The following is a 19,250-nucleotide window of genomic DNA, read 5'->3' on the forward strand; positions in this document are numbered from 1 at the left end:
AATGAGGTTGTATATACTTATGTTAAGAGCATGTTTTGATTAATCTTTTATCTAAACATGCTCTTTATATTTGAACTTATATCAAAGTTGAAAGCGTTAATTTAATCAAACTTTATTTCAAAGCTACATGATTGTATGGATATAAGATTATGTTAGCTTGATAACGATGCTTGGTTACTAGAGTTGAAAAATTTTAGTTTTATGATGATCAATAAAAACGAAAGCAGTGTAAATGTGAATCCGCTCCAGATAAGCTGGTGAATGCCTAATCGAGAAATGAACCAGCCGCCAATAGAGGTTCCTAAAGTAATTCCAAGGTTGGAAAACGAGACGAATAAGCTATTGCCAAATTCCGGAGCTTCTTTTGCTTCACTTATTAACCATGCTTGACCAACAATTAAACCGCCGGAATGTACGATTCCCCAAATGAATACCATAAAAATCATCGGAACAAGATAAGACCCTAAATAATAAACCAATAAATAAACGACTGAATATAAAATTGGAAAAAATATTATGGTATTTACTATACTTTTTTGAAGAAAAACTCCAAATAAATGATTACCTAAAATCATAGTGACACCAAATATGAATAGCATGATACTGATGAGAGAGCTGTTCATGTCAGTTACTTTTGCAAGGTACTCGGCAAAGTAACTGTATACTGAAAACATGGCTGCAAAAAGAAAGGTAACAGTTGCGATATTTAACCATAATGCTGATTTACGCAATATGCGAATTTGCTTGCCAAAAGACATTTTTTCTTCAACGGGCATAGAAGGAAGCAAAATCAATATTCCGATAAATGCGAGAGCATTTACAAATGCTCCAAATAGGAATGCAATTTCTAATGAAAACTGTTCTGCAAGGTAAGAAGTCAATGGTACACCTAAAGCAAATCCAACAGTAATTCCCGTAAAAACTTTTGTAACTGCTTGACCGCTTTTTTCTGGAGGGACAAGTTTTGCAGCAGTTACAAGAGCGATTGAAAAGAAGAGTGGGTGAAGTGCTGCTGGTAGAATACGAAAAATGAGCATAACTTCAAATTGTGTTGTATAAGCGTAAATCATATTAGAGATAGCAAAAATAGATATTGCTGTTAATAAAAGTATTTTACGATTAATCCCAGATACGAGCAGTATTAAAAATGGTCCAGAGATCGCAACAACTAGAGCAAATATACTTACTAATAATCCGGCTTGTGCAGTTGAAATTCCAAATTTTTGAGTGATTTGTGGTAATACGCCGACAATACTCATCTCTGTTGTAATAATTCCAAATACACCTACTGCTAGCATAATAATAAGTAGATGGTTTACTGTTTTCATTTATAAAAATCTCCATTCTTATATTGATTTTAAAAGTCTGTATACATAAATGCTTAAAATTTATAGGGATCCAATTCATTAACATAAAAAATAGTTGGATATTGTTGCAAGGAGATATCGCTAAAAATGTCATCGTTCTTTTGTTTATGTACGGAATTTCCAAACATACAATAACAGATATCTGTATAATTAGATATGAAATCTTAAAAAAAATCCTCCTTTCTATTTGTCTTGCATGAACGGGCAGTAAGGTTCCTTTCACAAAATGGTGAGGGCCTGTAAAAGCAGAATTCGAGAAGACTAAGAATCAGTGGGGGTGAAGAAAACTCCCACTGATTCAAGTTTCACTCTATAATTCGTTTTGGACGTAATCGGAAAATTCTTGTATTGTTTTTTCATTTCGCCGATAATACGTCCATTTCCCAATTCGTTCGGATTCTAATAATCCTGCTTTTTTCATCGTTAATAAATAACTAGAAACAACAGATTGGGCTAAGCCAGTTTTGAGTTGGATATCTCCTACACATACTCCAACTTGAAAACTAATTCCTTGTTCTAAATAAGGTTTTTCGTCAAAAAACTTTTCTGGATTCTTTAGCCATAATAAGATTTGACTTCTAGTATCATTTGATAATGCTTTATAAATTAATGAAGGTTCCATAACAACAATTATATCTACTTTTATAGATTTGTAAATAGGAGATGCTGTAGCTGCCTGGTATAAAGAAGAAGAGCGAAAGAAAGATCCAACATATAAGAAACAAATTGCTCCTCAATTTGAATATAATCAATTTGTTCGTGACTTTTTTGCGGATTCAAACAATAAAGGAAAAAGTCATGAAGAAGCGATTAAAGCTTGGAACACCATTAAGAAACTTCCCGGAAGTAATAAACATACGCCTAACCATTAGTATCTTAAGCACCTCTGAGTATTTTTTGTGATATGAAAAAACAAGCATTTGTTTGGCATTTTTAAATTATCGAGGCCAATAGGCGTTTTCTCTAAGTTTTGTTGTAACTATTTGTCGAAATGTTCGCCTCTAAAACATTCTGAAAATTGTTATAATAACCCCAAGCTATTCCATTTTTTATAAGAAGATAACAAAAAAATGAAAGCGTTTTAATGGATGGGGAGGGGAAATGTATCGTGTATATGACGATTGGGAAGCTGCTGGAATTAACGGTTGGAAGTTATCCGAATAAGGAAGCAATTGTTGAGCCGGAAAAACAGGTTCGCTGGACGTATGCAGAGTGGAACGAGCAGGTAAACAAACTTGCCCATGCACTTCAGCAAAGCGGGATACGAAAGGGTGACCGCGTTTCGACATTTCTTTTTAATAGTAGTGCGCTGGCAACGACATGTTTTGCCTGTGCAAAAATTGGGGCTGTATTCAATCCAATTAATTTTCGGTTAAAGCCGCAAGAACTTGCTTATATATTAGAAGACGCTTCTCCTAAAATCGTACTTTTTGAACAGCAATTATCCTCCCAAGTACAAAGCATTCATACACAATTTCCTCACATTCAGTTTTGGTACATTGATCAAGATCAGCCAACGTTTTCTATTTCTTATGAAGAAAAAGTATCTAGTGCCACGCCATATTTTGAAAAAATAGAAGTAAAAGAAGATGATATTTGTTCCATTATGTATACAAGCGGAACAACGGGTTATCCAAAAGGTGTGCTTCATCGTCACCGAGAGATTATTGATCAAAGTTTGATGGGCGTTGCTTATTTACATTACACGGAAAATAGCCGCGGCCTTGTAACAGCGCCGATGTTTCATTGCGCGGAGCTGCATTGCTGCTTTATTCCGAGAGTACATAGCGGTGCAACAAATATCATTCTTCATCATTTTGATGCAAAGCTTGTCTTAGAGACAGTTCAAAGTGAAAAGGTGACTGTTATGTTTGCGGCACCGACAATGTGGAATATGATACTGCAAGAAGATTTGTCACAGTATGATTTATCCTCACTTCAATACGGTTTATATGGAGCGGCGTCGATGGCACCTGCACTTGTGAAAGCTTGCGATGCAAAATTGAATGTTTCATTAGTACAAGCTTACGGAATGACAGAGATGGGACCAGCCGTTACGTTTTTACGTGAGCATGAGCAGCTTTCAAAAGTTGGTTCGGCAGGAAAGGCTGGGTATAATCATGAAATTCGCATTGTCCGTCCGAACGATGATGGACCGTCTGAACCGGATGATGTATTACTTCCATATGAAATTGGAGAAATTATTATAAGAGGTTCGTGTGTAATGGCAGGGTATTACAACAATAAAGAAGCGACAGAAAAGGCTTTATATAAAGGGTGGTATCATTCAGGCGATTTAGGGTATGTAGATAGCGATGGGTATTTATACGTTGCAGACCGCGTTGATGATATGGTCGTGAGCGGCGGTGAGAATATTTATCCGCGTGAAGTTGAGGACTTTTTGTATACGCATGAAAGTGTGTTAGACGTTGCGGTGCTGGGAGAGAAGGATGAACTGTGGGGACAGCGGGTTGTTGCGTATGTCGTTTCGAAGGACGGGTCTCTTACAGAAGAAATGCTAGATGAATATTGTAAACAAAGCGATAAACTTGCTGATTATAAACGCCCGCGCAAGTATGTATTTACGGAGCAGTTGCCGAGAAATGCGAGCGGGAAAATTCAAAAGTTTATTATACGTAGTGAAGGGCAGAGGTGAAAAAATAAGGAGAGAATACGATGAAGCATGCGTATTTGGAGGAGGAGCATCACATTTTCCGTGATGCCTTCCGTAAATTTTTAGAAAAGGAAGCGTATCCGCACTATAACCAATGGGAGAAAGACGGTATTATTCCGCGTTCCTTATGGAAAAAGATGGGCCAAAATGGCTTTCTTTGTCCGATGGTAGAGGAGAAATACGGCGGAGCTGGAGCAGATTTTGGATATTCAGCTGTGATAAATGAAGAGTTAGAAAAGGTTGGTTCTAGTTTAGTAGGAATTAGTCTCCATAATGATATTGTCGTTCCTTATTTAACAGCATATGGAACAGAAGAGCAAAAGAAACGTTGGCTTCCAAAATGTGTGAGCGGTGAATACATTACTGCAATTGCGATGACAGAGCCGGGAGCAGGTTCTGATTTAGCTGGTATTCGCACAACAGCACGAAAGGAAGGAGCTCATTATGTTGTAAACGGAGAAAAAACATTCATTACAAATGGCATTCATGCAGATTTAGTCGTTGTTGTTTGTAAGACGGATTCTACTGTAAAGCCAGCTCATAAAGGAATGAGTTTGCTTGTTTTAGAGAGAGGAATGGAAGGATTTAAAAGAGGGAAAAAATTAGAAAAGGTTGGATTACATAGCCAAGATACAGCAGAACTTATTTTTGAAGATGTGAAAGTTCCTGCCTCTAATTTGTTAGGAGAAGAAGGAAAAGGTTTTTATTATTTAATGGACAAATTGCAGCAAGAGCGCCTCGTTGTCGCGATTGCTGCCATAACTGCAGCAGAAGTGATGCTGCGTTTAACAAAGGAATATGTAAAAGGGCGAAAAGCATTCGGAAAGAGTATAAGTGATTTTCAAACTGTTCAATTCAGACTCGCAGAAATGTATACAGAAATTGAAATTGGCCGCACATTTATTGATGAATGTATTAGGGCACATATGCATGGGGAAAACATCGTTACCAAAGTATCGATGGCAAAGTGGTGGATAACAGACCTTGCGAAGAAAGTAGCGGCAGAGTGCATGCAACTGCACGGCGGGTATGGATATATGGAAGAATACGAGATTGCAAGGCGGTACCGTGATATTCCAGTAAGTGCGATCTATGCCGGAACAAACGAAATTATGAAAAGTATTATCGCGAAAAGTATGGGATTGTAATGAAAGAGGAATGGGAGGAGAAACGATGATTCAAAATATTGCAGTAATTGGTGCCGGAATTATGGGAGGCGGTATTGTCCAAGCATTAGCGATGGGCGGAAAGTGTGTGAAAATGTATGATGTATCGGAAGAAAGTTTACAAAAAGCATATAAGGCGATTACCACAAGTTTAGATCGCTTTGTAAAAGCTGGGCGTATGGGTGAAGAAGAGAAAGAGCAGATTCTAGCTAATATTGTTTCTACGATTACGTTAGATGAAGCATGTAAAGATGTAGAACTTGTTATTGAAGCTGCACCTGAAAATTTGCAGTTGAAAAAAGAGATTTTTAAACAGCTAGATAGCTATGCTTCTCAGGCTACTATTCTTGCGACAAATACATCTGAATTAAGTGTAACGGCGATTGCAAGTGCGACAAACCATCCAGAGAAAGTAGTAGGGATGCATTGGTTTAATCCAGCGCCTGTTATGAAACTCATTGAAATTGTGAAAGGGGTTGATACAGAGGAACATACAATACAAGCAGTGAAAGAATTAGCAGAAGAGATTGGAAAAGAAACAGTTGTTGTGAAAGATGTGCAAGGATTTGTCACTTCAAGAGCAATTGCAGTGCATTTGTTAGAGTGTATGCGCATGTATGAAGAAGGAGTAGGAAGTAAAGAGGAAATTGATAAAGCAATTAAACTCGGCTTGAATTATCCAATGGGTCCGTTTGAGTTAGCGGATTATGTTGGATTAGATACGATGCTATTTGCAAGTCAAGGCTTAAGCGAAGCGTTTGGTGATAGATTCCGCGCTCCGCAAACACTTGTAAAACTTGTAGAGGCAGGACATCTTGGCCGGAAAACGGGAAAAGGGTTCTATGATTATCAAAAAGGGAAAGTGGGAGAGAAAATATGAATCGAGAAGTCGTTATTGTTGAAGCGGTACGTACTCCAGTTGGAAAAAGAAACGGTGCTTTTCGTGAACTTCATCCAGTACAACTTGGAGCAGTTGCACTGAATGAAGTAACAAAACGTGCAAATATCGAAAAAGGAATCGTAGAAGATATTGTAATGGGATGTGTGACGCCGATTGCGGAGCAAGGTTTTAATATTGGTAGACTTGCCGCGCTAGAAGCAAATTTTCCGATTACAGTTCCTGCCGTAACGATTAACCGTCTTTGCGGTTCGGGACAGCAAGCGATCCATTTTGCGGCGCAAGAAATTAAATCTGGTGATATGGATATTACCATTGCTGCTGGTGTTGAGCATATGACGAAAGTGCCAATTTTAAGCGATGGCAATGCAAATACAATTCCGAGTAGTCTTCATGCGAAATATGAAGTTGTACATCAAGGTGTATCAGCAGAAATGATTGCTGAAAAATATGGAATTACAAGAGAGCAACTAGATAGCTATGCCTTTGAAAGTCATCAACGCGCACTACATGCGATAGAAGCAGGTCATTTTAAACGAGAAATTGTACCTGTAAATGGAATAGATAAGGAAGGAAATGCAATACTAGTTACAAATGATGAAGGGCCGCGGGCGAATACTTCTCTTGAAGCACTAGCAAATTTAAAGGCTGTGTTCAAGGAGAACGGATCGATTACAGCAGGAAATGCAAGTCAAATTAGTGACGGAGCAGCAGCGATTCTTTTAATGGACAGTGAAAAAGCGAAAGAGCTAGGATATAAAGCACGGGCGCGAATTGTGAATCAAGTTGTTGTTGGCTCAGATCCTACAATGGGACTTACTGGAGTTATTCCAGCAACGAAAAAAGTACTGCAAAAATCAAACTTAACGATTCATGATATGGACTTAGTAGAAATTAATGAAGCATTCGCTTCCGTTGTTCTTGCATGGCAAAAAGAAATGGAAGCAGATTTACATAAGGTGAATGTCAATGGCGGTGCTATTGCATTAGGGCATCCGCTTGGAGCAACAGGTGTGAAATTGATGACTTCCCTTCTCCATGAACTGGAAAGAAGAAATGGAAGATACGGGTTGCTTACGATTTGTATTGGACACGGGATGTCAACGGCAACAATTATTGAGAGAATATAACAGTAAATTTAAGTCATATATTGTCGACTCGCCGTTATGTTGTGTTGAATGGTCGATATATCATAAAAAACGCCGATATATTGATGTGATAATTAAAAGGGTGCAGAAATGAATCTGCACCCTTTTAATTAAGCAACTTTTACTTCTAAAATTGTACCTGTTTTTGCATCTACTAAAAATTCAAATCGTTCTTGTACATCGTGTAATAACGTTGTAATACCACCACGGTATACATCATAAGTAACATCATATTTTTCAAACGTCTCTGGGACCATATGGACCCAAGAACCTGTAATTTCACCTTTATGACTTAATGCTTGTTTCACCATTTTTAATGCTTTTTCAGAAGAAATGTGTGCTTGTTCTTGTACTTTATTTGCAACAACATATCCAGCCGCAAAACCTATACCAACACCAGCTAATAAGCTTTTCCAGTTCATGTATTCACCTCTATCCTATAAAAAGTTCATCTTCATAATTATAAATCAATTTACATGAAAAAAGAAGAAACTAGAAAGATTTCGAAAATTTCGTTACAATAAAAAGAGTGATTCTATTATTGGATTGAAGGAAGGATAACGCGATGAATAAAGAGACAATGGAGCTATTTCGTACGTTAACAGAGCTGCAAGGAGCTTCTGGATTTGAGCATGATGTGCGTCGTTTTATGAAGCAAGAACTGAGTAAATACTCAGATGAGATTGTGCAAGATCGTTTAGGAAGTATCTTCGGCTTAAAAAAGGGTGACGAAAATGGACCGCGCGTTCTTGTAGCTGGTCATATGGATGAAGTTGGCTTTATGGTAACGCAAATTACGAAAAACGGAATGGTTCGTTTTCAAACATTAGGCGGCTGGTGGAGCCAAGTGTTACTAGCGCAGCGCGTACAAATTATGACAGACAATGGACCAATTATCGGTGTAGTAGGTTCTGTTCCTCCTCACTTATTAAGTGACGAACAACGTGCGAGACCAATGGATATAAAAAATATGCTAATTGATATCGGTGCAGATAGCCGCGAGGAAGCGCATGAAATTGGCGTGAAACCTGGTCAACAAATTGTGCCAATTTGTCCGTTTACACCAATGGCAAATCCAAAGAAAATTATGGCGAAAGCTTGGGATAACCGTTATGGCTGCGGCCTTGCGATTGAATTGTTAAAAGAGTTAAAAGATGAAAAATTACCAAACACGCTATATTCCGGTGCAACTGTACAAGAAGAAGTCGGCCTTCGCGGTGCACAAACAGCAGCGAATATGATTCAGCCAGATATTTTTTATGCGTTAGATGCAGGCCCAGCAAACGATGCATCAGGAGATAAAACACAGTTTGGTCAAATCGGAAAAGGTGCTGTGCTTCGTTTGTATGATCGTTCTATGGTAACACACCGTGGAATTCGTGAATTTATTTTAGATACAGCAGAAACGCATAACATTCCGTATCAATATTTCGTATCACAAGGTGGTACAGATGCAGGACGCATACATACAAGTAACTCTGGTGTACCATCAGCTGTTATTGGTGTATGTGCTCGTTACATTCATACACATGCTTCGATTTTACATATCGATGATTATGCAGCTGCGAAAGAATTGCTGATTCATTTAGTAAAAGCAACAGATAAAACAACATTTGAAACAATTAAACAAAATGTTTAATATGGAAAAGGCCAAATGCGGCCTTTTCTTTTTAAATTAGGAGGTTTAACAGTGAAAGTAGCAGTCGGATCAAAAAATAAAACGAAAGTAAATGCTGCTCAGCAAGTGTTACCAGATGCTGAAATGATTTCATTGTCTGTACCATCTCATGTGTCAGCGCAGCCGTTTTCTGATGAAGAAACGCTGCAAGGGGCAAGTAACCGGGCAAAATTAGCATTAGCAGAAGGAAAAGCAGATATTGGAATTGGTTTAGAAGGCGGTGTGATGCACACAGAACACGGCTTGTTTATGTGTAACTGGGGTGCTTTAGCAACGAAAGAAGGAAAGCTATTTACCGCAGGCGGAGCACGTATGAGACTGCCAGATGAATTTATTCAGCCTCTTGAAGAAGGAAAAGAATTAAGTGAAGTGATGGATGACTATACAAAGCGGCATGACATTCGCAGCCATGAAGGAGCAATCGGCATTTTTACAAACAATTACGTAGATCGAACGGATTTGTTTGTGCATGTTGTGAAGCTATTAGTTGGACAATATATGTATGACAGAAATGAAGCATAAACCTTGCACCGTACTTCATGTATGGTAGTATATAAATACAAATTAAAAAAACGACATAAAAACCCTCTTTCTTTTTAGGGGGGCGAGAGCATCTGGCCATGCATAGAAGCGGTCAGGGCCTTTTCCTGCCACATGCAAGGGTTAAAACAAAGGTGGAAAGCGAGTGCAGGTCATGTTTTAATCTGCATAGCAGCGACTTATATGTTGATAAATCAAAATGGATTTATATATAAATTAAGATTAGATTAGTAAATATACACTTCTTTTTAGGGAGGAATAATAGATGAAATCATTAGAAAGCATGGAGCAATTTCAAGAATTGAAAAACGAAGAGAAAGTGATCTTTTTATTCTCAGCAGACTGGTGCCCGGATTGCCGTTTTATTGATCCATTTATGCCGGAAGTAGAAGAAAAATATAGCGAGTTCTCTTTCTATTATGTAGACCGTGATGAATATATCGATCTATGCATCAAATTAGACGTATTTGGTATTCCAAGCTTTGTCGCTTACAATAAGGGAGAAGAAATTGGTCGTTACGTTAACAAAGATCGTAAAACACAAGAGCAAATTGAAGAGTTTATTGAAGGGTTAAAATAAAGTGAAACTTCCGTCAGTGGGGGGTTCCCCCGTTGATGGTTAGTTGAACCAATTGGGCTTTTACGGGTAGTTATCCTCCCTATTTTCCTCGTTTCTCTTTGAATCTTGAGGTAGGGGTCTTACTCCCGCGAATAGCGGGATAAGCTGTTTCCAGCCAATTACAATGCGAAAAACAACCTCTATCTTCACATGTGGAGGTTGTTTTTTTCGGAAGGGAGGTACATCATATGAAAATGACGAGTAAAAAGATGAAAGACGAGCTCATGAAGCGCCTTGAAAGAGCAGAGTGGAGTTTTCAGTACGATAGTGAAAAGGAGACACTTCGCATTGAACAGACAGATACGGAAAAGGGAATCACGGTTTCTCTTCCGGGTATCGTAGCGAAGTGGGAGGTAAAGAAAGAGAAGGCAATTGACGAAGTTGTATATTACATAGAAGAAGCACTTGTTGCGATGCATAAAGAAGTAAAAAGTACGGCGAAAGTTTTGCCGGTCATTCGTTCAACGTCCTTTCCGAAAGAAGCGGAAAAAGGAAATCCGTTTGTCATGACAGAGCATACAGCAGAAACACGTATTTACTATGCATTAGATTCAGATAAAACATATCGCCTTATTGATCAGCGTTTGTTGCAAAAACTTGGAATGACAGAAGAACAAGTGCGTGAAATGGCATTGTTCAACGTTCGTTCTTTAAGTGCTGATTTTAAGCGAGACGAAGTCGCTGGAAATACGTTTTATTTCTTAAATACAAATGACGGCTATGACGCAAGCCGTATTTTAAACGATTCATTATTACGAGAGATGCGTAAACAAATTTCAGGTGATATGGTTGTTGCGGTTCCACACCAAGATGTATTAATTGTTGCTGATATCGAGAACAAAATCGGTTATGATATTATTGCACAAATGACAATGAAGTTTTTTGCAGAAGGTCATGTTCCGATTACATCACTTTCATTCGTATATGAAGATGGTAATTTCGAACCAATCTTTATTTTGGCGAAAAATCGGAAGGAACGAAGTGAAAAAGAGAAAGGATGAACAAAGTGAACGTTTTTTATAACCTTGAAGGTATTGGGGATACATTAATTGTTGCCCTGCAAGATATTACATTAGAAAACCGTACATTTGAGCGTAAAGGAGATGTAGCGCGCGTTTTCGATCGTGAAAGTAATGTAACAGCAGGATTCAACATTTTTAATGCTTCTTCTTATATGGAAGTAACAGAAACAGGCAATCTTACATTAACGAAAGAGCTTGTTGAAAAAATCAATGAAATTTTAGCAAAGAACGATTTTACAGAAAAAGTAGAAGCGGATCTTTCTCCAAAATTTGTTGTTGGTTACGTAGCAGAAAAAGAAAAACATCCAAATGCGGATAAATTAAATGTATGTAAAGTAGAAGTTGGGACAGAAACATTACAAATCGTATGCGGTGCGCCAAACGTTGACGCAGGTCAAAAAGTAGTTGTTGCGAAAATCGGTGCGGTAATGCCAAGCGGTATGTTAATTAAACCAGCAGAGCTTCGTGGTATTCCATCTTCAGGTATGATTTGCTCAGCACGTGAATTAGAGCTTCCAGATGCTCCACAAGAAAAAGGAATTCTTGTACTTGAAGACAGCTACGAAGTTGGACAAGAGTTTAAATTTTAAATATATGGCCCGTTAGAGCGGGATGAAAAATAGTCTCATTGTTAATGAGGCTATTTTTTTATGGTTATATATTTTCTTCGTAAAGAATTTCATTAAAAAAGGAATATACATATCCTCCGTACAATATTATAAAGTGTAAAATTACACTTTAAGGGTAGGGGATTGTATGAAAAAAATAATTGTCATATCACTTCTTAGTATCGTTGCTGCTATCGCTGTTTTGTTTTACGTTGCTTTTAACGGTAATCCTATTAGTAAATATGTAATGGAGAGAGATACAAGGTTGTATTTAGAAAAGAAGGGATATAAAAAAGATGAGATTCTTTCTATAGAATCAACATATAACATGAAACGGAATACTGACTGCATTGAAGGAACCATTACGAAGGTTGTATTTAAGGACGAGCAGAACGTAACATATATATACGTTAAGCATCGAAAGGACAATCGTATTTTACAACACTGTGAATATTATAATCACGATACAGGAACATGGGAGGTATGGGAGGTTGAATTTAATTCTAAACGTAAACATATGGAGAGAACTTGTATAAAAATGTATTGAAGTGGTCCGGTAGACGGACTTTTTTTATGTATGAGTTTTTTATTTTGATATCTAATGTAGTGATTCTCCTTTTTCGATTGAAACAGTTTTTATCTCGTAATATTTTTCACTTTTCTGTAAATAAAATGAAAGCAATTTCATCTGCACTTTTTGCCGAATGCTGATACAATAAAGGGTGTTACTATTTAGTAGAAAGAGTGGTAAGCATGCTAGATTGGATGAAAAAGCTTTTTAAAAAAGAGGAAGAAAATGAAGCAACAACATGGATAGAAGCAGAAAATTCTGTAGAGACAAAGGTTACTTCTCACATTCCTCGTGTAAACTACTACTCTGATAAACGAGAAGATGAGCGGCAAGTGTCCAAGCCATATTCAAGTGGGAATTTTCGTTTTCCATTAATTCCTGACGGAGGACTTGAGGAGAACACAATGAAATCGCCTCGGAGAGAGGAGCGCGTTATACAAGAAATACCGATTAGAGAACGACGCCAATCAAGACGAGTAGAAGAGACACAGATTGAACTGATAGAAGAGACACAGATTGAACCGATTATTCAAGAGGTAACGAAAGCAAAGTCTACTTCTGGAGAAGAAAGTCACCGAAGACCGTTTCGTCCAACAGAAATGATTTCTCCGATTTTTGGATATAAACGCCCAGAAGTAGGGGGACAAGAACATACTGAAAGTAAGAAACAACAACAAGAAGATATTGAGATATCAATAGAAGGAAAAGCAGTTGTTGATGCGTGGTTTGAGAAGAATGGCTATGCAGTTTACGGTTTATCACAAGATGTTCTACCAGAACAAAATCAAGTAGAATCTACACAAATCGAAGCCGATGCAATGCAAGAGGGATCGGTAGTTAAGAAGTCTGTTGTTGATACATGGTTAGAGAAAAATGAAACAACATTCGATGAAACGGTGCTACATAATCGTGATACAGAACAGGCAAATATGTCCGAAGATGCTGTTGTGTTAAAGGAAGATTCTAGTCAGCAAATTTATTCATTTGAAAGTGAAACAGCTGCGTCTCAAGGTGAAAATGAATTACCTGAACCTATTGCTGTGAAGACAGAATTTGAAATGAAAGAAGAAGCAAAAGAATCTGAAGAGTCTAAGGAAACAGAAGAAATAGAGTTATCTTCAGAGACAGAAGAATCGGATGTACAAGAAGAAACACAAGAATCTGAAGAGCCTAAGGAAATAGAAGTAGTGGAAGTATCTTCAGAGACGGAAGAATCGGATGTACAAGAAGAAACATTTGAAGTTGAAGAGCCTAATGAAATAGAAGTAGTGGAAGTATCTTCAGAGATAGAAGAATCCGTTATGCAAGAAGAAGCAAAAGAATCTGAAGAGCCTAAGGAAATAGAAGTAGTGGAAGTATCTTCAGAGATAAAAGAATCCGTTATGCAAGAAGAAGTACAAGAATCTGAAGAGCCTAAGGAAATAGAAGAAGTAGAGTTATCTTCAGAGACAGAAGAATCGGATATACAAGAAGAAACACAAGAATCTGAAGAGCCTAAAGAAATAGAAGTAGTGGAAGTATCTTCAGAGATAAAAGAATCCGTTATGCAAGAAGAAGTACAAGAATCTGAAGAGCCTAAGGAAATAGAAGTAGTGGAAGTATCTTTAGAGATAAAAGAATCCGTTATACAAGAAGAAGTACAAGAATCTGAAGAGCCTAAGGAAATAGAAGTAGTGGAAGTATCTTCAGAAATGGAAGAATCGGATATACAAGAAGAAGCACAAGAATCTGAAGAGCCTAAGGAAATAGAAGTAGTGGAAGTATCTTCAGAGATAAAAGAATCGGATATACAAGAAGAAGCACAAGAATCTGAAGAGCCTAAGGAAACAGAAGAAGTAGAGTTATCTTCAGAGACGGAAGAATCGGATGTACAAGAAGAAACATTTGAAGTTGAAGAATCTAAGGAAATAGAAGTAGTGGAAGTATCTTCAAAAACGGAAGAATCCAATACACAAGAAGAAGTACTTGAGGCTGAAGAGTTCAAGGAAGCATTTTCAATAATAGAAGAACCGCTTGAAGCTAAGGAAGCGGAAGCAGTAGAGTTATCTTCAGAAATGGAAGAGTCCAATATACAAGAGGAAGTACTTGAAGCTTCAATAACAGAAGTACCGCTTGAATCTAAGGAAGTGGAAGCAGTAGAGTTATCTTCAGAAATGGAAGAATCCAATATACAAGAAGAAGTACTTGAAGCGGAAGCAATAGTAACTGAAAATTTCGTTCATGAACAAAGTGAAGAACAAACACAGCAAGCTGTACAAAGCTTTGCAAACACATTAATAGGAGAAACAGAGGAAAAACAAAATGCAGTTGCTGAGCAGACTAAAGTAAAAACAGAGCAGTCCAAAGTAGATGCAACGAAAGAACCAAACCGCGAGAAGAAACGTTTCGTTCCGTTTAATGTAGTGATGTTGAAGCAAGATAAACGGATGTTAGAAGAAAAGCGCCGTGTAGTAATGCCATCACAACCGGCTCCCTCACACAATGTGACTGAGCAAAAACAAAATATTGAACCGCCAGCAGTGAAACAACCAGTGCAAGAAGAGATGACGCATCGAGTTGTTGTAGAAACAAAACAAGATATTCGTAATGTTTTACAGGCACCGCCAACGTATGAGTTTCCACCATTAGCACTTTTAAATATCCCAAGTTATCCGGCGGCACATGATGCTGAGTGGTTAGAGGAACAAAAAGAGCTGTTAAATACGACATTCCATAATTTCCATGTCGGTGCAAAAGTGGTGAATGTGACGCAAGGGCCAGCTGTAACTCGTTTTGAAGTGCAGCCAGAACCTGGTGTGAAAGTAAATAAAATTACGAATTTAAGTGACGATATTAAACTAAATTTAGCTGCTCGTGATATTCGAATTGAGGCGCCAATTCCAGGGAAAAATGCAGTTGGAATTGAAGTGCCGAATAAAGAGAGCAAAGCTGTATTTCTTCGTGAAATTTTACGAAGCCCAGTGTTTACGAAAAGCGAATCGCCGCTGACAGTCGCACTTGGTCTTGATATTTCAGGGACACCGATTGTAACGGATATTCGAAAAATGCCGCACGGTTTAATTGCTGGGGCAACGGGATCAGGAAAAAGTGTATGTATTAATGCAATTTTAACAAGTATTTTATATAAAGCGAAGCCACACGAAGTAAAGCTGATGCTCATTGATCCGAAGATGGTTGAACTTGCGCCGTACAATTCTGTACCGCACCTTGTTGCGCCTGTTATTACGGATGTAAAAGCGGCGACGGCGGCATTAAAGTGGGCAGTAGAGGAAATGGAACGTCGTTATGAATTGTTTGCGCATGCAGGTGCGCGTGATTTAACGCGTTACAATACAATTATGAACGAACAAGAAATTCCAGGCGAGACGTTGCCGTATATCGTTATTGTTATTGATGAGCTGGCTGATTTAATGATGGTTGCACCGGGTGATGTGGAAGAAGCGATTTGCCGGATTGCCCAAAAAGCAAGAGCGTGTGGAATTCATTTATTAGTAGCGACGCAGCGTCCATCTGTAGATGTTATTACAGGGTTGATTAAATCGAACATTCCAACGCGAATTGCTTTTACAGTGTCATCGCAAGTAGACTCACGTACAATTATTGATATTGGCGGAGCTGAGAAATTACTTGGCCGTGGTGATATGCTATTTTTAGATAATGGAACATCAAAACCGGTTCGTGTGCAAGGAGTATACGTTTCAGATGAAGAAATTGAAAAGTCTGTTGCGCATGCGAAACGTCAAATGAAGCCAAATTATTTATTCCATCAAGAAGACCTATTGGCAAAAACAGAACAGCAAGAATCTGAAGATGAGTTGTTCTTTGAGGCATGTCAATTTGTTGTAGAACAAGGGGGAGCATCCACGTCTTCTGTGCAGAGAAGATTCCGAATTGGGTATAATCGTGCAGCTCGTCTTATTGAAGACATGGAAGCGCAAGGGATTATTTCAGAAGCACGCGGAACAAAACCAAGAGACGTCCTCATTACAGAAGATGAATTTGCTGCAATGCAGGATATACATGTATAAGAAAAGGTTTTGCTGTATACTAAGAGAAAACGCTGGATAGTAAAGTAGGGAGTATAGCGACATGAAAGAAATCGAATTAAAATTACAAGGTGAAATAAATCGACTAACAAATAAGACGTTCAAGTTTGATGAGCGCGTTGGCGAAGGTTGGTTTTCTGCGGTTTATTTCTTAAAAACTCGTGATATTATTAAAGAATTTCGACCAGGAAGCGTTGTGACAATGCAGTTTTTCCAAAAGGAACATGCTGTATTATGCGGAACAGATGAAGCACTTGCTTTATTACAAACATTTGCAGAGCATCCTGAAGAGCTTGAAATTTATTCCTTAAAAGATGGGGATCAGGTTAATCCGTTTGAAACAGTATTAACAATTCGCGGACCGTATGAGTATTTCGGTTATTTAGAAGGTGTAATAGATGGCATTTTAGGACGCCGCACTTCTGTTGCAACAAATGTGTATAATGTTGTGCAAGCTGCGCGCAGCGGTGAGAAAGAGAAGCCTGTTATTTTCATGGGTGATCGTGATGATCATTATACGCAACAAGCTGGTGATGGTTATGCGGCTTATATCGGTGGCATGAGCGCGCAAGCAACGCATGCGATGAATGAATGGTGGGGTAGAAGCGGCATGGGAACAATGCCTCACGCTTTAATTCAAATGTTTAACGGTGATGTTGTGGAAGCGGCAAAAGCATACCATAAAAAGTTCCCAGAAGATGAGTTAGTTGTACTAATTGATTACAATAACGATGTGATTACAGATGCGCTTCGCGTGGCACATGAATTTGGATCAGAGCTAAAAGGAGTACGTGTAGATACATCTCGTACGATGATTGATCAATACTTCATTCGTCATCCGGAAGTGCTTGGTACATTTGATCCGCGCGGTGTGAATCCGTCTCTTATCTTTGCACTTCGCAAAGCATTAGATGACGAAGGATTCCAGCATGTAAATATCGTAGTGAGCGGCGGATTTGATGAAAAACGTATCCGTGAGTTTGAAGCACAAAATGTTCCTGTTGATATTTATGGCGTTGGCAGCAGCTTATTAAAAATGAATATTGGCTTCACAGGTGATAACGTAGAATTGAACGAAAAACCGGAAGCGAAAGCAGGACGTAAATATCGTCCAAATCCACGCTTAGAGCGTGTTCAATTGCAAGCAAGAGAAAATGAGGAATAAGAGGAAAAACTGATAGGGAATTGACCCTATCAGTTTTTCTGTTATCATAGTATAACGGATTGTTTTTTGCTATAATAAGTTTGTTGTGGATTTAAAAGAGAGCATGAACGTGATTATAAGAAATTCGAGATGATTACCAAAATAAAAAGAAAATCATATACTGTCTTATAGATAGACCGTTGGAATAGTTCGAAATGTTGGAGGTTCTTTAAGATGACAGTTTACCATTTTGTGGGAATTAAAGGGACAGGGATGAGTGCTTTAGCGCAAATTTTACATGATATGAAGCATACTGTTCAAGGTTCTGATGTAGACAAACGTTTTTTTACGCAAACAGCATTGGAAAATCGTGGGATTTCTATCCTGCCTTTTGATAAGAATAATGTTGAAGAAGGACAAGTGATTATCGCAGGAAATGCATTCCCAGATACGCATGAGGAAATTGAAGCTGCGAAGGAATTAAATTTACCTATTTATCGTTATCATCATTTTTTAGGCGACTTTATGAGTAAGTATACGAGTGTTGCTGTAACCGGTGCTCACGGAAAAACATCAACGACAGGTTTGTTATCTCACGTGATGCAAGGAGCAAACCCTACATCTTGTTTAATTGGTGATGGAACAGGACTTGGAGTAGAAGATAGTAAGTATTTTGTATTTGAAGCGTGTGAATATCGTCGTCATTTCTTGTCATATCATCCAGACTATGCAATTATGACAAATATTGATTTTGATCATCCAGATTATTTTGCAGACATTAATGATGTATTTAATGCGTTCCAAGAGATGGCACTGCAAGTGAAGAAAGGTATTATTGCGTGTGGTGATGATGAAGAACTTCAAAAAATTCATGCGAAAGTACCAGTTATTTTCTATGGATTTGGTGAAGATAACGATTTCCAAGCACGTAATATTCAAAAAAGAACAGATGGTACAGTGTTTGATGTCTTTGTTCGTAATACGTATTATGGAACGTTCCAAATTACAGGTTACGGCAATCATAGTGTGCTAAATGCATTGGCGGTTATTGCTCTTTGTGATTATGAAAACATTGATGTCGAAGTTGTGAAACATCAGTTAACAACATTCGGTGGTGTAAAGCGTCGCTTCAATGAAAAGAAAATGGGCGAGCAAGTGATTATTGATGATTATGCACATCATCCAACAGAAATCAATGCGACAATTGAAGCTGCTCGTCAGAAATACCCAGAGCGTGAAATTGTAGCAGTATTTCAGCCTCATACATTCTCTCGAACACAAAAATTCTTAGATGAATTTGCAGAGAGTTTACGTAAGGCTGATCAAGTATATTTATGTGATATTTTTGGTTCTGCTCGTGAAAATAGAGGAGAATTAACGATTCAAGACCTGCAGCAACGCATTGATGGTGCAGAGCTTATTACAGTTATGACTACAGAAGCATTAAAGAAACATAAAAACGGCGTACTTATTTTTATGGGCGCTGGTGATATTCAAAAATTTGAAGCTGCTTATGCGAAGGAAGTACAAGTAGCGGAGAAGAAGTAAGGTAGAAATGACGTGCAATTAGCACGTCATTTTTTTGTTGACTTAAAGTTAGCTCTAATCCATAAGATGGAAGAGTGAAAGTTAGGGGGATATGATGTATACAATTGCAGGCATTCTTTGTTCCTCAGAGCTGTTTGTATTAAACAATTAAAAAAGAGTTTCCTTTTGAATTGTTATTTTTTTTTAGAAAAATTGTAATTTCAAATGTTAGAATAATAAGA

The 19,250-nt window shown here is 38.0% G+C and carries 16 protein-coding genes and 1 pseudogene; 14 read left to right on the forward strand and 3 right to left on the reverse strand.

Annotated elements, in window-relative coordinates; translation table 11 throughout:
* Window positions 1-152: 152 nt before the first annotated feature.
* Both LRP84_RS02565 and LRP84_RS02570 read right to left on the reverse strand, forming a co-directional pair.
* Window positions 153-1,328, reverse strand: coding sequence for an MFS transporter (locus LRP84_RS02565; RefSeq protein ID WP_230573646.1), 1,176 nt, complete (start codon window positions 1,326-1,328; stop codon window positions 153-155).
* Between the two features lie 349 nt (window positions 1,329-1,677).
* Window positions 1,678-1,989 (reverse strand): ArsR/SmtB family transcription factor, encoded by a 312-nt coding sequence (locus tag LRP84_RS02570; protein ID WP_230573647.1) that lies wholly within the window; start codon window positions 1,987-1,989, stop codon window positions 1,678-1,680.
* A 40-nt stretch (window positions 1,990-2,029) separates the two neighbouring features.
* Between LRP84_RS02570 and LRP84_RS02575 the strand changes: the two are divergent.
* The 5 genes and pseudogenes from LRP84_RS02575 to LRP84_RS02595 form a co-directional block, all read left to right on the forward strand.
* A pseudogene (locus LRP84_RS02575) lies at window positions 2,030-2,239 on the forward strand (DUF6434 domain-containing protein); the annotation flags it as partial.
* 236 nt (window positions 2,240-2,475) lie between these two features.
* Window positions 2,476-4,023, forward strand: a complete 1,548-nt coding sequence (locus tag LRP84_RS02580) for a fatty acid--CoA ligase (protein ID WP_230573648.1) — start codon at window positions 2,476-2,478, stop codon at window positions 4,021-4,023.
* A gap of 20 nt (window positions 4,024-4,043) precedes the next feature.
* A complete protein-coding gene (locus tag LRP84_RS02585; protein WP_230573649.1) occupies window positions 4,044-5,189 on the forward strand; it encodes an acyl-CoA dehydrogenase family protein in 1,146 nt (381 codons plus the stop codon).
* 25 nt (window positions 5,190-5,214) lie between these two features.
* Window positions 5,215-6,087 carry a 3-hydroxyacyl-CoA dehydrogenase family protein gene (locus LRP84_RS02590; protein WP_230573650.1) on the forward strand — a complete coding sequence of 291 codons (873 nt, stop codon included), beginning with the start codon at window positions 5,215-5,217 and terminating at the stop codon, window positions 6,085-6,087.
* Entirely contained in the window at window positions 6,084-7,235 is a 1,152-nt protein-coding gene (locus tag LRP84_RS02595; RefSeq protein ID WP_230573651.1) for a thiolase family protein, read from the forward strand. Before LRP84_RS02590 ends, LRP84_RS02595 begins: the two co-directional genes overlap by 4 nt.
* A 128-nt stretch (window positions 7,236-7,363) precedes the next feature.
* Here LRP84_RS02595 and LRP84_RS02600 read toward each other — a convergent pair whose 3' ends face one another.
* Window positions 7,364-7,675, reverse strand: coding sequence for a PepSY domain-containing protein (locus LRP84_RS02600; RefSeq protein ID WP_098306792.1), 312 nt, complete (start codon window positions 7,673-7,675; stop codon window positions 7,364-7,366).
* Window positions 7,676-7,818: 143 nt separating this feature from the next.
* Between LRP84_RS02600 and LRP84_RS02605 the strand changes: the two genes are divergently transcribed.
* The 9 genes from LRP84_RS02605 (at window position 7,819) to murC (ending at window position 19,029) form a co-directional block, all read left to right on the forward strand.
* Window positions 7,819-8,892, forward strand: a complete 1,074-nt coding sequence (locus LRP84_RS02605; protein ID WP_230573652.1) for a M42 family metallopeptidase — start codon at window positions 7,819-7,821, stop codon at window positions 8,890-8,892.
* A 51-nt stretch (window positions 8,893-8,943) separates the two neighbouring features.
* The gene (locus LRP84_RS02610; RefSeq protein ID WP_230573653.1) at window positions 8,944-9,453 is read left to right on the forward strand and encodes a DUF84 family protein; all 510 of its coding nucleotides are present in this window, start codon (window positions 8,944-8,946) and stop codon (window positions 9,451-9,453) included.
* A gap of 283 nt (window positions 9,454-9,736) precedes the next feature.
* Window positions 9,737-10,051: a thioredoxin family protein gene (locus LRP84_RS02615; protein WP_090918897.1), complete on the forward strand. Its 315-nt coding sequence runs from the start codon at window positions 9,737-9,739 to the stop codon at window positions 10,049-10,051.
* A 227-nt stretch (window positions 10,052-10,278) separates the two neighbouring features.
* On the forward strand, window positions 10,279-11,091 hold the full coding sequence (locus LRP84_RS02620; protein ID WP_230573654.1) for a DUF1444 domain-containing protein: 813 nt from the start codon (window positions 10,279-10,281) through the stop codon (window positions 11,089-11,091).
* Entirely contained in the window at window positions 11,088-11,702 is a 615-nt protein-coding gene (gene ytpR / locus LRP84_RS02625) for a YtpR family tRNA-binding protein (RefSeq protein WP_154711143.1), read from the forward strand. Before LRP84_RS02620 ends, ytpR begins: the two co-directional genes overlap by 4 nt.
* Window positions 11,703-11,868: 166 nt before the next feature.
* Complete coding sequence (locus LRP84_RS02630; RefSeq protein WP_230573655.1) at window positions 11,869-12,267, forward strand: DUF3139 domain-containing protein; 399 nt, start codon at window positions 11,869-11,871, stop codon at window positions 12,265-12,267.
* A 206-nt stretch (window positions 12,268-12,473) separates the two neighbouring features.
* On the forward strand, window positions 12,474-16,319 hold the full coding sequence (locus LRP84_RS02635; RefSeq protein WP_230573656.1) for a DNA translocase FtsK: 3,846 nt from the start codon (window positions 12,474-12,476) through the stop codon (window positions 16,317-16,319).
* A 61-nt stretch (window positions 16,320-16,380) separates the two neighbouring features.
* Window positions 16,381-17,502 carry a nicotinate phosphoribosyltransferase gene (locus tag LRP84_RS02640; RefSeq protein ID WP_230573657.1) on the forward strand — a complete coding sequence of 374 codons (1,122 nt, stop codon included), beginning with the start codon at window positions 16,381-16,383 and terminating at the stop codon, window positions 17,500-17,502.
* A gap of 213 nt (window positions 17,503-17,715) precedes the next feature.
* Window positions 17,716-19,029 (forward strand): UDP-N-acetylmuramate--L-alanine ligase, encoded by a 1,314-nt coding sequence (murC, locus tag LRP84_RS02645; RefSeq protein WP_230573658.1) that lies wholly within the window; start codon window positions 17,716-17,718, stop codon window positions 19,027-19,029.
* The last annotated feature ends 221 nt before the right edge of the window (window positions 19,030-19,250 follow it).

It is taken from the genome of Bacillus rhizoplanae, from assembly GCF_917563915.1.
GTDB classification, from domain to species: Bacteria; Bacillota; Bacilli; order Bacillales; family Bacillaceae_G; genus Bacillus_A; species Bacillus_A rhizoplanae.